We start from the raw sequence: 12,953 nt of genomic DNA on the forward strand, positions 1-12,953 counted from the left end.
CTCCGCAAGGGTTTGATTTTTTGGGGGCAGTTACACCGCCATCGGGGGCAAGCCCCTCCCACATTTGAAGTGCATTTCAAGTGTGGGAGGGGGCTTGCCCCCGATGCTTTAGAAGCTCATGTCGACCTTGGTCCAGAGCGTGCGCCCCGGCTCATTGATGGCTTGCGGATCGTTGGCCGGGTAGCCGAACCCGGCGTTGCCGGCCAGGTTCAAATGCTCGGCGTAGGCTTTGCCGAACAGGTTGTCGACGCCGGTGCTGACCTTGAAGTTTTTATTGATGCGGTACGCCGCGTTCAGCGAGAACACGCCAAAGCCGCTGCTCTTGTCGTAGTCCTTGCCGACCACGTTGCCTTTGTTCGGGTCGATGCGGTTTTGCGCGGCGACCACTCGCCACAAGGCGCCGGCGCTCCAGTCGTCCTCGCTGTAGGTCAGGCCCAGGCGCGCATCCAGCGGTGGCATTTGCGGCAGGGGCTTGCCGTCGCTGCTGTTCTTGCCCCAGGCATAGGCGAGGGTGGCGTCGGCCTTCCAGTGTTGGGTCAGCTTGTACGCCGCGCCCAGTTCGCCGCCCATGATCCGTGCGTCGACGTTACGCGCCTGGGACGTGGTGCCCATCATTCCGGCCTGGTAGTCGAAGAGGATGAAGTCGCGCACCTGGCCGATATAACCCGAGGCCCAGGCTTCGAGGTCAGCGGTCTTGTATTGCGCGCCGAAGTCGAGCTGAGTGGTTTTCTCCGGCTTCACGCCATCGAACGCATTGACCGAACCGGCCGCGCCGGTGTTGGCGGAAAACAGTTCCCAGTAATCCGGGAAGCGCTCGGCGTGGCCCAGCCCGGCGTAGAGCGTGGTCGGGGTGTCTGCCAGGTCGTGCTCATAACGCATGAAGCCCGAGGGCAGGGTGTCGGCGCGGGTGTCATCGGCGGTCGGGTTGGCGCGTGCCGACATGCCTGAGCCGATGGTCTGGCGGAAGTCCCGGGCCGAGGCGCGGTCCAGGCGGGCGCCGGTGATCAGGCGGTCGCGGTCGGCGGCGTACCAGGTCAGTTCGCCGAAGACGCCGTAGTTATGGAAATTGGCGTCCTTGTTGCGCGGCAACTCCTTGTAGGTGTCGACGCCCATGCTGCTGCGCTGGCGGTGTTCGTTGGTCTGCGCATCCAGGCCGCCGATCAGTTGCAGGTCGGCCCAGCGCCAGGTCGCCTTGATTCGCGCGCCGAGGGTGCGGCGGTCGACGTTGGAGGCCATGGGGCCGGCCATCATCCCGGTGCCCGACGGGACGCGCAGGCTGTAGTTGTCCATTACGTGGTCGGCGTAGTTGTAGTAGACCTGGGCTTCGACCTTGTCCAACACCTCGCCGATGTTGGACTTCTCGAAGCGCAGCCCCAGGCTTTCGCGCAGGAACTGTGAGCCGTCCATACCGCGCCCGGCGTAGCGCGCCTCGCCATCGCCGCGGCCAGCGCTGAGTTCGAGCAGGGTGTCGGCGTCGGGAGTGAAACCGACTGCGACGTCGCCGTTCCACTTGTCGTAACGCGAGGCAACCGTGTTGTTATTGCCGTCCTTGTAGTCGTCGGAGTGCGCTTGGTTGCCGATCACCCGCACGTAGCCCAGGGGCCCGCCGGCAGCGGCATCGACGACTTTGTCGAAGCGCCCGTTGGAGCCGGCCAGCACGCTGGCGTTGAGCCGCGTGCCCAGTTCGCCGAAGTGCTCGGGCTCGCGCTCGAACAGGACGGTGCCCGCCGATGCGCCCGGGCCCCAGAGCACGGTTTGCGGGCCTTTGATCACGGTGAGTTTGTCGTAGGTTTCCGGGGAAATGTACGACGTAGGCGCGTCCATCCGGCCGGGGCAGGCGCCGAGCATCATGCTGCCGTTGGTGAGGATGTTCAGGCGTGAGCCGAACATGCCGCGCAATACCGGGTCGCCATTGGTGCCGCCGTTGCGCACCAGGGCGAAACCGGGGATGGTCTTGAGGTAGTCGCCGCCATCGCTGGCGGGCACCGGCTGGCGTGGGTCTTTCGGGTTGGTGACCACCGTCAGCGGCGAGCTGGGCGCGATCGCCGTGATCACGGTGGGGCTCAGTTCGTGCTCGGCGTGCTCATCGGTATCGGCATGGGCCTGTGGAATCAAGAGCGCGCCGCACAAAACGGCGAACACGGAGGTGCTTCCCAAACGGGTGTCAGCAGAAAACCTGGACATGAAAAATTCCATCGATCAATCGTAAACAACACGGCCAGCAGCCTGCGGCTGTCTGTCTAAAGTCGGCCGGGGTGAGGTAACGGTATTGAGTGCTTACGCGGCGATGGGCGGGGCACGGCTGCGTGCGCCGGGGAAAATGCTCTGCCGGGCATGGCCCAGGCGCGGTGAGGGGATGAGGGCGTTGATCGGCGGTGGGGCGCCGAGGGTGACGTGGGACACGCTGCCAGGCAGTGCCGGGCAACTGAAGAGCAGGCTGCAATAGCCGCACTTTTCCCAGAGGACGTGGTGTTCGTCGGGGGCCTGTTTTTGCGTCGGACGCTGTTGCGGTTCGCCGTGGCACTCGGGCATGTCCATGGACATGCTCATGGACATACCGGCGTGCTGATTCATCGGCATCGCTTGGGAAATCAGCGGACCGATAAAGATCATCAGCATGGCGAACAGGCTGATCCAACTGCCGCGCTTAAGGCTTATGGGCCGGCGGCGATGCACGGACAACCTGGCGCGCGGGGCGCCCATCGAGTGTTGGCCTACTCGGCGTGTTTATGCTCGTGGGGGGGCATCTGCGGGACTTTCTGTACGGACACTTGCACCTCGACGTCCCCGGCCTTTTCGAAGGTCAGGGTCAGTGGGAAGTGTTTGCCGTCAGCCAGCACGCTGCGGTCTTTGAGACCGAACAACATCACGTGATACGCCATGGGCGCGAAGGTCAAGTCACCCTTGGCCGGCACGGCAACGCTGGGCACTTGTTGCATCTTCATCAAGGCGCCTTGCATCACATGCTCATGCAGTTCGGCTTTGTCTGCCACCGGGGTCTTGACGCTGAGCAGGCGGTCCGGGGTTTCGCCGGTATTGTGAACCACAAAGTAGGCCGCGACGGTCGGCGCATTGGGTGGCAATTCCTGGGACCAGGGATCGCTGACCAGCAGGTCGCCGGCCTTGTAGTCATCAGCATTGGCAGCACTGAACACCGGCAGCAGCAACGCGGCCAGAAGCAGGGAAGATTTGAGCATGGCAGTTCTCCAGAACGGTTCTAAACGCAGTTGATTTGCGAAGACCATCAGACCGTTGGAGAGGCACGCGGGTTAAGGCTCGGCCATTGCTGGCGCGGCGTGGGCGACTGCAATGACGGCGGCGGCAGGCTCTGCACCGCCTCGAACCGTGTGACATACAACAGCGGCACATGCCCCGGCAACGCCACCAACGGCGCCGAGCCCGAGCAACACCAGCAATGCTGCATGGCGGAGTGATCGTCCTGCTGCGGTGCCGGGATGTCCAACTTGCCCAGGGCAATGGTTTTCAGGCTGGCGCCATTGGACGAACAGAAGCTGCCCCACAGCAGTTGCTGCACGGGGTCCTTGGACTGCTGCATCGCCCCGGCCAGCGGCATGGCAAAGGCGTTGAACAGCACTGCAAAGCAGGCGATCCAGACGATTGCAAAGCGTTGACGGGCCATGGCGGACAATCCGTAGGGTTAAACGATCAGGTGGGTATTTAGCCTGATCGGGGGGGATAAGTAAAAAGTGGCGGTGTGGTTTGGTGTCGCAGTGTGTCAGACCGCTGTGGCGTGAAGTTTGAGGCCCAACGCTTTCATGACTTTCATGATAGTCGCGAACTCGGGATTGCCAGTGCTGGAGAGGGCTTTGTACAAACTTTCTCTCCCTAGGCCAGCGTCGCGAGCGACTTGGGTCATGCCTTGGGCGCGAGCGATATCGTTCAGCGCTGTGCGAATCAACAGACCGTCGCCAGCATCTTCTTCAAAGCAAGCATCCAGATAGGCGGCCATCTCAAAAGGAGTCTTAAGGTATTTTGCCGCATCGAAACGGGTAAAAGATTCGCTCATAAGTCACTCCTGGCTGCCAAGATTTTTTGCCATGTGTATTGCACGCTTGATGTCTCGGCTTTGTGTTGATTTGTCGCCGCCCATCAGCAGCAGATAAACCACCTTGTCTCGGCGAGTGAAGTAGACCCGATACCCGGGGCCTTGGTGGATTCGCATTTCGCAAACACCCTCACCTACAGCCTCACAGTCGCCGAAGTTTCCTGCTTGCGCCATGCGCAGCCTCGTCACAACGCGTACTTTTGCGAGCGGATCGCGCATTGCTTCGAGCCATTTGACAAACTCGATGGATTCTTCGAACTCAATCATCGCAAATCGTATTCCTTGGGATACAGAATGGCAAGCTGCGACGCGCTGCAAAAGCAGTGCATCCCCATCGCGCAAGCTGGTGCAAAACCGCGAGAGGGGAGGTTAGGGCGGGGGCTTTTAGCTGAACCAGCCGGCTGGTTCGGAGTTGGTCGTAAGGTGAATCGTCTTTCTGCTGGGTAAACCAAACAGTGGGTGTTTTGGCTAGGTGTTCGTACAAACAGAAACGTGCGACACCTTTTTGAGGTTGCTGGTCGCAAACGTGATCTCTAGTCTGCGGACATCGCTGCAAACTCAGCGATCATGCGACTGCTACGCAGTCGAACGGGAGCAAGTTCCCTCGCCACAGCAAGTCCCCACATTGGCGAGGTGTCGTTTAGCGAGACCAGATTGCCTGTAGCACCGCAGCCACGGTTGTGAATTCTCGATCTGCCGCAGCCAACACCGGCCGCCTCAACACCAACACCGGCACCCCACGCTCGCGCGCCACTTCCAGCTTCGGTTCGGTGGCGGTGCTGCCGCTGTTCTTGCTGATCAGCACATCGATCTGTTGTCGTTCGAACAACGCGCGCTCGTCTTCGATCAGAAACGGCCCACGCGCGCCGATCACTTCGCAGCGTTCATTGCCCGGATACACCTCCAGCGCGCGTAGCGTCCAGAACTGCTCCTGCGGGATTTCATCAAGATGCTGCAACGGCTCGCGGCCCAACGTGAACAGCGGGCGCTTGAACGGTTTCAGTGCGTCGATCAGCTCGGCCCAGTCACCGACTTCGCGCCAGTCATCTCCCGCTTGCGCTTGCCACGCCGGGCGGCGCAGGGCCCAGCACGGAACACCGCACAACCGCGCCGCCTGGGCGGCGTTGTGGCTGATCTGTGCCGCGTAAGGATGGGTGGCGTCGAGGATCAGGCTGATCTGCTCGTCGCGCACGAACTGCGCCAAGCCTTCAAACCCGCCGTAGCCACCGACCCGCACTTGGCACGTGAGGTCAGTCGGCACGCGGCCCACTCCGGCCAGGCTGTAGATATGTTCCGGCCCCAGGGTGCGGGCGATGGCGAGGGCTTCGGTGACGCCGCCCAGCAGCAGGATGCGTTTCATAGTGGCTTGATCACGTCCAGCAGGGTGATCGGCAGCGCCTGGCGCCAGGTGTCGAATTCACCGAGCGGCTGGGCCTGGGCCACGTGGATACGGGTCAGCTCGCCGCCGTGTTGGGCGCGCCAGGCCATCAGGGTCATTTCGCTTTGCAGGGTCACGGCATTGGCGACCAGGCGCCCGCCGGGGCGCAGGTGTTGCCAGCAGGTCTCGAGCACGCCGTCGCGGGTGACGCCGCCGCCGATGAAGATCGCGTCGGGCGTTTCCAGGCCGCCCAGGGCTGCGGGTGCGGTGCCGCGTACCAGTTGCAGGCCGGGCACGCCGAGCGCGTCGCGGTTATGTTCGATCAGCGTTTGGCGGCCGGCATCGGCCTCAATCGCCAAGGCGCGGCAGCTCGGGTGGGCACGCATCCATTCGATGCCGATGGAGCCGCTGCCCGCGCCCACGTCCCACAGCAGTTCGCCGGGCAGTGGCGCCAGGCGGGCCAGGGTCATGGCGCGCACGTCGCGTTTGGTCAGTTGACCGTCGTGCTTGAACGCCGCGTCCGGCAGGCCGGCGAGGCGCGACAGGCGCGGGGTATTGGCGTCGGCCAGGCAGTCGATGGCGACCAGGTTCAGATCGGCGACTGAGGCGTGCGGCCAATCGTGGGCCACGCCATCGAGACGCTGCTCATGCGCACCGCCCAGATGTTCAAAGACGCTCAGACGACTCGGCCCAAAGCCGGCTTCAACCAACAGCGCCGCAATCGCCGCCGGGCTCTGCCCGTCATTGCTCAACACCAGCAAACGCACGCCGCTGGCCAGATGTGCATTCAGCGCCGCCAGGGGCCGGGCCACCACGGATAACGTCATCACGTCCTGCAGCGGCCAGCCCAGACGCGCCGCCGCCAACGACACGGAGGAGGGCGCCGGCAAAACCAGCAACTCTTCAGCCGGCACCTGCCGCGCCAGGCTGGCGCCGACGCCGTAGAACATCGGATCGCCGCTGGCCAGCACGCACACCGGTTCACCGCGCCGCGCCAACACCGGTTCCAGGGAAAACGGGCTCGGCCATACCTGGCGCTCGCCGCGAATACACAGCGGCAACAGGTCCAGTTGGCGTTGGCCTCCGATGATCCGCGACGCGCGCAACAAGGCATGCCGGGCGTTTCTGCCCAGCCCTTTGAAGCCGTCTTCACCGATGCCTATTACCGTCAGCCAGGGCGACATATGAATTCCTTGAACGACATCCGACGGGCAGGCTTTTCATGCCGTCGGACAAAGCAGGCATAATACCGCGCCTTGACCCGCGAACCGGTAGCCCCGTGAACCCAATCCCTGCTCTGAACACCTTGCGCCCCTCGGCTTGTCCGGGGTTGCTGCGTATCGTCCAGGCGTTGGACGGCGGCATTTGCCGGATCAAACTGGCCGGCGGCGCCATCAGCGCCGCGCAAGCCCATGCCGTGGCGGATGCGGCCCAGGCCTATGCGGGCGGGGTGATCGAGGCGACCAACCGCGCCAACCTGCAGATTCGCGGGATCGGCGCCGAGCAGGACGCCTTGATCGCAATGCTCCTTGCCGCAGGCCTCGGGCCCAGCACCGCCGCCGGTGACGACGTGCGCAACCTGATGCTCAGCCCCAGCGCCGGTATCGACCCGCAGATGCTGTTCGACACGCGCCCGCTGGCCGACCAGATCCTCGCCACCCTGCAAACCCACGCGCGCTTCCATGAGCTGTCGGCCAAGTTCGCCGTGCAACTGGATGGCTTTGAGGCCCTGGCGATGCTCGAACATCACCATGACCTGTGGCTGTCGGCCTTTGAACAACACGGCGAGACGCTGCTCGCGTTCGGCCTGGCCGGCTGCCCGGGGTTGGATGCGCCGCTGGCGGCGGTGCGACTGGAGCAGGGGCACGCCTTGGTGGTGGCGGTGCTGGAACGGTTTCTGGACCTGGCCACGCCGGCGCACACGCGGATGCGTCATCTGCCTGTGGATAACTTCCTCGCGGGTCTGCACCTGCCGCTGTTGCCGGTCGATGGCTTCAAACGCCCGGCCAGCGGGGCGTTGCTGCACCTGGGAAGTTATCCACAACGTCAGCAGGATCGGGTCTACGTCGCCGCCGTGGCGCCGCTGGGTCGACTCGACTCAAGCATGCTCAAGGGCGCAGCCCAACTTGCCAATGAGTATGGCGACGGCACGCTGCGCTTTACCCCCTGGCAAGGCCTGCTGCTGCCCAACGCCAAAAGCCACGATGCCGCCGCGATCACTGCGCGTCTGGAACAGTTGGGCTTCCTCTGCTCGGCGGAGCAACCGCTGGCGCACCTGATCGCCTGCACCGGCTCCAGTGGCTGCGGCAAAGGCCTGGCCGACACCAAGGCCGACGCCGTGCAACTGGCCGCGCTGCACCCCGGCCACGCGGTACACCTGTCCGGCTGCCCGCGTTCCTGCGCGGCGGCGCACAGTGCGCCGGTCACTTTGCTGGCGGTCAGCCCCGGTCACTACGACGTCTATTTTCGCGAGGCAGCCCAGCCCGGTTTCGGCCGGCTGCACGCGCGCACTCTTTCTATTGAAGCGGCGGGCGCCCTGCTGCGCGCTCACCCACGGAGCAACACCGATGATTGATTACATCCGCGACGGTCAGGAGATCTATCGCAACTCCTTCGCCATTATTCGCGCGGAAGCCAAGTTGGAGCGCATCCCGGCCGACCTGGAAAAACTCGCGGTGCGGGTGATTCATGCCTGCGGCATGGTCGAGGCGATCGACGGCCTGCAGTTCTCCGAAGGCGCAGGCAAGGCCGGGCGCGCAGCGCTGGCCGCCGGCGCGCCGATTCTGTGCGATGCGCGGATGGTCTCCGAAGGCGTGACCCGTGCGCGCCTGCCGGCTAACAACGAAGTGATCTGTACCCTGCGCGACGACCGCGTGCCGGCGTTGGCGCAGGAACTGGGCAACACCCGTTCCGCCGCCGCCCTGGAACTGTGGCGCCCGCACCTGGCCGGCAGTGTGGTGGTGATCGGCAACGCACCGACCGCCTTGTTCTACCTGCTGGAAATGCTCGACGCCGGCGCGCCGAAACCGGCGTTGATCCTTGGCTTCCCGGTGGGCTTCGTCGGCGCCGCCGAATCCAAGGCGATGCTGGCTGCCGACAGCCGTGGCGTACCGTTCGTGATCATGCAGGGCCGTCTGGGCGGCAGCGCGATGGCGGCGGCGGCGGTCAATGCCCTGGCCACGGAGGTCGAATAATGTCGGCACGCGGACGTTTGATTGGCCTGGGCGTAGGCCCCGGCGACCCGGAACTGATCACCCTCAAGGCCCTGCGCCTGCTGCGCGAATCGCCCGTGGTGGCGTACTTCGTGGCCAAGGGCAAAAAGGGCAACGCCTTTGGCATCATCGAAGACCATCTGGTGGCGCAGCAAACCCTGATGCCGCTGGTGTACCCGGTGACCACCGAGGCGTTGCCGGCGCCGCTGTCCTATGAACAAGTGATCAGCGATTTCTACGACAGCGCCAGCCTGGACGTCGCCGCGCACCTGGACGCCGGCCGCGATGTGGCGGTGATCTGTGAAGGCGACCCGTTCTTCTACGGCTCCTACATGTACCTGCATGACCGCCTGGCCGAGCGTTACGAAGCGCAGGTTATCCCCGGTGTGTGTTCGATGCTCGGCGGCGCCTCGGTGCTCGGCGCCCCGCTGGTGTATCGCAACCAGAGCCTGTCGGTACTGTCGGGGGTGCTGCCCCATGAAGACCTCAAGCGCCGCCTGGCGGATGCCGACGCGGCGGTGATCATGAAGCTGGGGCGCAACTTCCCCAAGGTGCGCCAGGTGCTCGAAGAGCTCGGCCTGGCCGAGCGTGCGCTGTATGTGGAGCGCGCGACCATGGCCAACCAGAAGATAGTGGCGTTGGATCAAGTCGAGCCGATGTCCTCGCCGTATTTCTCGCTGATCATCGTGCCTGGTGAACGGTGGCAAGGTTGATGCGCCCGGCGATTGTCATTCTGGGGCAGGGCAGCCTGGCCACGGCGCGCCGGATTGCGCAGGCGTATCCGGGCGCGGTGATCCACGGTCTGCTGGGCCGGGTTGACGGCGCAGACCAAACCTACAGCGAATTCGGCACGACCCTGCGCCAGCTCTATCAGCAAGGCACGCCGCTGATCGCGCTGTGCGCCGCCGGCATCGTGATCCGCACCCTGGCGCCGCTGCTGCTGGAAAAAGGCGAAGAGCCCGCCGTGCTGGCGGTGGCCGAAGACGGCAGCGCGGTGGTGCCGTTGCTCGGTGGCCTGGGCGGGGTGAATGGCATGGCGCGGGAGATTGCCGCTGCGTTGGGCGCGACCGCCGCGATCACCACCAGTGGCGAGCTGCGGTTCGGCACGTGCCTGCTCAACCCGCCGACGGGTTATCAACTGGCGGACCTGGAGCTGGGCAAGCGCTTCGTCTCTGACCTGCTCGCCGGGGAAAGCGTGCGTATCGAAGGCGCCGCGCCGTGGCTTGACCAGGCCAACCTGCCGCAGGACCAACAGGCGCGCCTGGCGATCCACGTGGGCAGCGCCGAGCGTGTACCGGCGCCCAACGAGTTGCTGATTTATCCACAGAACGTATGCGCCACCTGCAAGCCCGGTGCGCAATTGGCGCAGCGTGTGCGCGCGGCGTTGCATGCGTCGGGGCTTGCCGTGCAGTCCCTGGCCTGCCTGTTGGCCAGCGATACCCAGATGGCCGAACCGTCGTTGCACGAAGCCGCGTTGGAATTGGGTGTGCCGCTGCGTTTCGCCGAGGTGGCGCAAGCGGAAGACATCGTTGTTTCGGTCGCCGAGCAGCCCCTGAACGTGTCCCAAGTCGGTCGCCCGCGTGGCCGCCTTGCGGTGATCGGCCTCGGCCCTGGCGCCGCCGACCTGATGGTGCCGGCGGTGAAGGCCGAACTGGCGCGCTGTACCGATGTGCTGGGGTACGAGACTTACGTGCGCATGGCCGGGCCGTTCCGTGACGATCAGGTGCAGCACTGCACCGATAACCGCGAAGAAATGCAGCGCGCCCGCCACGCCTTCGAATTGGCCGCCCAAGGCCGTTCGGTGGTGGTGGTGTCGTCCGGCGACCCTGGCGTATTCGCCATGGCGGCGGCGGTGATCGAGGCGCTGCATGAGTCCAGCGACCCGGCCTGGCACCAGGTCGACCTGCAAATCCTGCCGGGTGTTTCCGCCTCCCTGGCCACCGCCGCCCAAGCCGGCGCGCCGTTGGGGCATGACTTCTGCGTGATGTCGCTGTCGGACAATCTCAAGCCCTGGTCGATCATCGAGCAGCGCCTGGACCTGGCGTCCCAGGCCGACCTGGCCCTGGCGTTCTACAACCCGATCTCGCGTGCGCGCCCGTGGCAATTGGGGCGCGCCCTGGAGATCGTCGCGCAACACCGCAGCGCCGAAACACCGGTGGTGCTGGGCCGCGACATCGGGCGTCCGGGCCAGACCCTGCGCGTGACCACGCTGGGGCAACTGACCCCGGAACAGGTGGACATGCGCACCATGGTGCTGATCGGCTCGTCCACCACCTGCGTGTTCCCGCGTGCGGGCGGCGGTGAGTGGGTGTACACACCGCGCTGGTACGGAGAAAAACCGACCTCCTGAAAACCGCCGCACAACCGCCGGAAAGCTCCGAATGACGTTGGGTGAACACCCGCCGTCATTCGGGGCTTTTTCTTTTTTTGTCGATGAAATACGCACGTGCCCACGGGGCACCCAACGAATGCTGGGCAGCGCCGTGCGGGCGCTGTTGGCAAGGCATGTTTGTCGTGTGGAAAGCCCGCCAGCGCCTGGACTAGTGTGGACACACGCCCCATGTGGGGTGCTTGTGGAGAACTGAAAATGGAGCGACATCACAGAAGGATCAACAGCACCAAACGGCGCAAATTGATTGCGGCCTATAAGCTGCCGGGTGCGCCGGGGACGCACGCTGTTTTACCGCTGGATACCGAGGACGACTGCAACGCGGCAGTGGTCAACAATGGCGTGATCTCGTTCGCCGATGGCCTGAGCAGCCTGAACCGCGAATACATCCGCAAAAGTTATCTGTTGGCCAGCAGCTACGTGAGCGATGTCTTGAAAGTGCGTCGCGGCACGGAGGGTTGGTACGACGAATTTATCAAGGTGATGATCAGCCTGGGCTGGCTGCCGGTGCGTAGCCGTTTCGAGCGGGTCTCAAGCGCCGGCAAGGGCCTGACGGTGCAACTGGCGGCGCTGAATATCATCGCGACCCTGCTGGCCTCGACCTCATTGACCGGGCCACTGCTGGCGGCCCTACCGAAATTGGCTGCCGATGCGCTGGACGCCTTGAAGCAGATGCCCGCGTCGTTCGAGCTGTTCAAGCGCAATAGCACGGTGCATCAGGGCGGCGATTTTGGCCTGGCCTCCTGCGCCGAAACCGACGGCGAAGTCATGATGGTGCTGGTGACCTACAGCTCCCATGGCGTCAGCAAACAGGTGGGGCTGCCCTTTCTTGAGTGGGACAGTTCCTCGTTCGAGGCCTTCAGCGGGCAAACCTGCCTGGTGCTGAATACCTCGGTGGTCAACGCAAAAACCATCCAGTTGATGCGTGAGAGTGCGGGCGACAAGGTGCAACTGGCGATCGCCAAATACCGGATCTAAGGCACCAGGTAGCCGCGCACCCCGGTAAAGATAATTTGTGCGGCCAAGGCGCACACGAACAAGCCCATTAACCGACTGACAATTTGCAAGCCCTGGTCACCGAGAATCCGTTCGATACGGTTGGACAAATACAGCACCACACCCACCGTGAAGCTGGCCAGGGCGATGCTGAGGATGGCGGTGAGCTTGTCATCCCAATGGGGCTGGCTGACGCCCATCACCAGCAGCGCGCCGATGGTGCCGGGGCCGACGGTGAGGGGGATGGTCAGCGGGACGATGGTCACGTCCTGCTGCACGTTATCGGTCTGCACCGCCGACTTGCCCTGGGCCATGCCCAGCGCCGAGATAAACAGCACGCTACCGGCGCCGATGCGGAAGGCGTCCACGGTGATGCCGAACACACTGAAAATCACCCGGCCGAACAGGTAGAGCAAGACGCTCGACACCAGGGTCGCCAGCGCCACTTTCCAGGCCAGGCGTCGCCGTTCTTTGCTGGAGTAGCCGCGGGTCAGGCTGATAAAACAGGACAACACGAAGAACGGGCTGTAGAGCACCAGCATCTTCAGGTAAACGCTGAATAACACGTGGAGCATGGGGGTGGCTCGCGACAGAAGGAGATTGGCGGAGTCTATCAGGCGACAGCGCACAAATGTGCGAGGGGGCAGGCCCCTCCCACATAGGATCTGTGGTGTTCATCCATTGTGTGGCAGACGCAGGCTCAGTGTGGGAGGGGGCTTGCCCCCGATGGCGGTGTGACAGTCCGCTTATTTGTAACTGTTCCAGCGCTATCGGGAACAAGCTTGCCATCGCGGTCTTTCAGTCGATGCATAGGTGACTGATCCGCCGCTATCGGGGGCAAGCCCCCTCCCACATAGGATCGGTGGTGTTCATCCATTGTGTGGCAGACGCAGGCTCAGTGTGGGAGGGGGC

General features: G+C 64.1%; 14 protein-coding genes. 5 read left to right on the forward strand and 9 right to left on the reverse strand.

What is annotated here, in order from left to right; genetic code table 11:
- Nucleotides 1–108: 108 nt before the first annotated feature.
- From ACP7CJ_RS11305 to cbiE, 8 genes are all read right to left on the reverse strand, one after another.
- A complete protein-coding gene (locus tag ACP7CJ_RS11305; protein ID WP_426100341.1) occupies nucleotides 109–2,184 on the reverse strand; it encodes a TonB-dependent copper receptor in 2,076 nt (691 codons plus the stop codon).
- A 93-nt stretch (nucleotides 2,185–2,277) separates the two neighbouring features.
- A complete protein-coding gene (locus ACP7CJ_RS11310; RefSeq protein WP_426100339.1) occupies nucleotides 2,278–2,703 on the reverse strand; it encodes a DUF2946 domain-containing protein in 426 nt (141 codons plus the stop codon).
- A gap of 11 nt (nucleotides 2,704–2,714) precedes the next feature.
- The gene (locus ACP7CJ_RS11315; protein ID WP_276196310.1) at nucleotides 2,715–3,197 is read right to left on the reverse strand and encodes a copper chaperone PCu(A)C; all 483 of its coding nucleotides are present in this window, start codon (nucleotides 3,195–3,197) and stop codon (nucleotides 2,715–2,717) included.
- A gap of 47 nt (nucleotides 3,198–3,244) precedes the next feature.
- Nucleotides 3,245–3,640 carry a DUF2946 domain-containing protein gene (locus tag ACP7CJ_RS11320; RefSeq protein ID WP_247407434.1) on the reverse strand — a complete coding sequence of 132 codons (396 nt, stop codon included), beginning with the start codon at nucleotides 3,638–3,640 and terminating at the stop codon, nucleotides 3,245–3,247.
- Nucleotides 3,641–3,736: 96 nt separating this feature from the next.
- The gene (locus ACP7CJ_RS11325) at nucleotides 3,737–4,027 is read right to left on the reverse strand and encodes an addiction module antidote protein (protein ID WP_198718356.1); all 291 of its coding nucleotides are present in this window, start codon (nucleotides 4,025–4,027) and stop codon (nucleotides 3,737–3,739) included.
- Between the two features lie 3 nt (nucleotides 4,028–4,030).
- Nucleotides 4,031–4,333 (reverse strand): type II toxin-antitoxin system RelE/ParE family toxin, encoded by a 303-nt coding sequence (locus ACP7CJ_RS11330; RefSeq protein ID WP_247407437.1) that lies wholly within the window; start codon nucleotides 4,331–4,333, stop codon nucleotides 4,031–4,033.
- Between the two features lie 373 nt (nucleotides 4,334–4,706).
- Complete coding sequence (locus ACP7CJ_RS11335; RefSeq protein WP_426100337.1) at nucleotides 4,707–5,426, reverse strand: cobalt-precorrin-6A reductase; 720 nt, start codon at nucleotides 5,424–5,426, stop codon at nucleotides 4,707–4,709.
- The gene (cbiE, locus tag ACP7CJ_RS11340; RefSeq protein ID WP_426100335.1) at nucleotides 5,423–6,628 is read right to left on the reverse strand and encodes a precorrin-6y C5,15-methyltransferase (decarboxylating) subunit CbiE; all 1,206 of its coding nucleotides are present in this window, start codon (nucleotides 6,626–6,628) and stop codon (nucleotides 5,423–5,425) included. The genes ACP7CJ_RS11335 and cbiE overlap by 4 nt, the downstream gene beginning before the upstream one ends.
- 38 nt (nucleotides 6,629–6,666) lie before the next feature.
- On the opposite strand from cbiE, the gene cobG reads away from it, so the two are divergent.
- The 5 genes from cobG (at nucleotide 6,667) to ACP7CJ_RS11365 (ending at nucleotide 12,023) form a co-directional block, all read left to right on the forward strand.
- Nucleotides 6,667–8,019, forward strand: coding sequence for a precorrin-3B synthase (gene cobG / locus ACP7CJ_RS11345; RefSeq protein WP_276196313.1), 1,353 nt, complete (start codon nucleotides 6,667–6,669; stop codon nucleotides 8,017–8,019).
- Nucleotides 8,012–8,638 (forward strand): precorrin-8X methylmutase, encoded by a 627-nt coding sequence (locus tag ACP7CJ_RS11350; protein ID WP_276196314.1) that lies wholly within the window; start codon nucleotides 8,012–8,014, stop codon nucleotides 8,636–8,638. Before cobG ends, ACP7CJ_RS11350 begins: the two co-directional genes overlap by 8 nt.
- Nucleotides 8,635–9,369 (forward strand): precorrin-2 C(20)-methyltransferase, encoded by a 735-nt coding sequence (locus tag ACP7CJ_RS11355; protein WP_276197889.1) that lies wholly within the window; start codon nucleotides 8,635–8,637, stop codon nucleotides 9,367–9,369. The genes ACP7CJ_RS11350 and ACP7CJ_RS11355 overlap by 4 nt, the downstream gene beginning before the upstream one ends.
- On the forward strand, nucleotides 9,369–11,006 hold the full coding sequence (cobJ, locus tag ACP7CJ_RS11360; RefSeq protein WP_426100333.1) for a precorrin-3B C(17)-methyltransferase: 1,638 nt from the start codon (nucleotides 9,369–9,371) through the stop codon (nucleotides 11,004–11,006). The genes ACP7CJ_RS11355 and cobJ overlap by 1 nt, the downstream gene beginning before the upstream one ends.
- A gap of 237 nt (nucleotides 11,007–11,243) precedes the next feature.
- The gene (locus ACP7CJ_RS11365) at nucleotides 11,244–12,023 is read left to right on the forward strand and encodes a hypothetical protein (protein WP_426100331.1); all 780 of its coding nucleotides are present in this window, start codon (nucleotides 11,244–11,246) and stop codon (nucleotides 12,021–12,023) included.
- On the opposite strand, the gene ACP7CJ_RS11370 is transcribed toward ACP7CJ_RS11365, so the two are convergent.
- Nucleotides 12,020–12,616: a MarC family protein gene (locus ACP7CJ_RS11370; RefSeq protein ID WP_221809711.1), complete on the reverse strand. Its 597-nt coding sequence runs from the start codon at nucleotides 12,614–12,616 to the stop codon at nucleotides 12,020–12,022. The genes ACP7CJ_RS11365 and ACP7CJ_RS11370 overlap by 4 nt on opposite strands.
- Nucleotides 12,617–12,953 lie beyond the last annotated feature (337 nt).

The sequence above is a fragment of the Pseudomonas sp. PSPC3-2 genome (genome assembly GCF_049897085.1).
GTDB lineage: Bacteria > Pseudomonadota > Gammaproteobacteria > Pseudomonadales > Pseudomonadaceae > Aquipseudomonas > Aquipseudomonas paraveronii.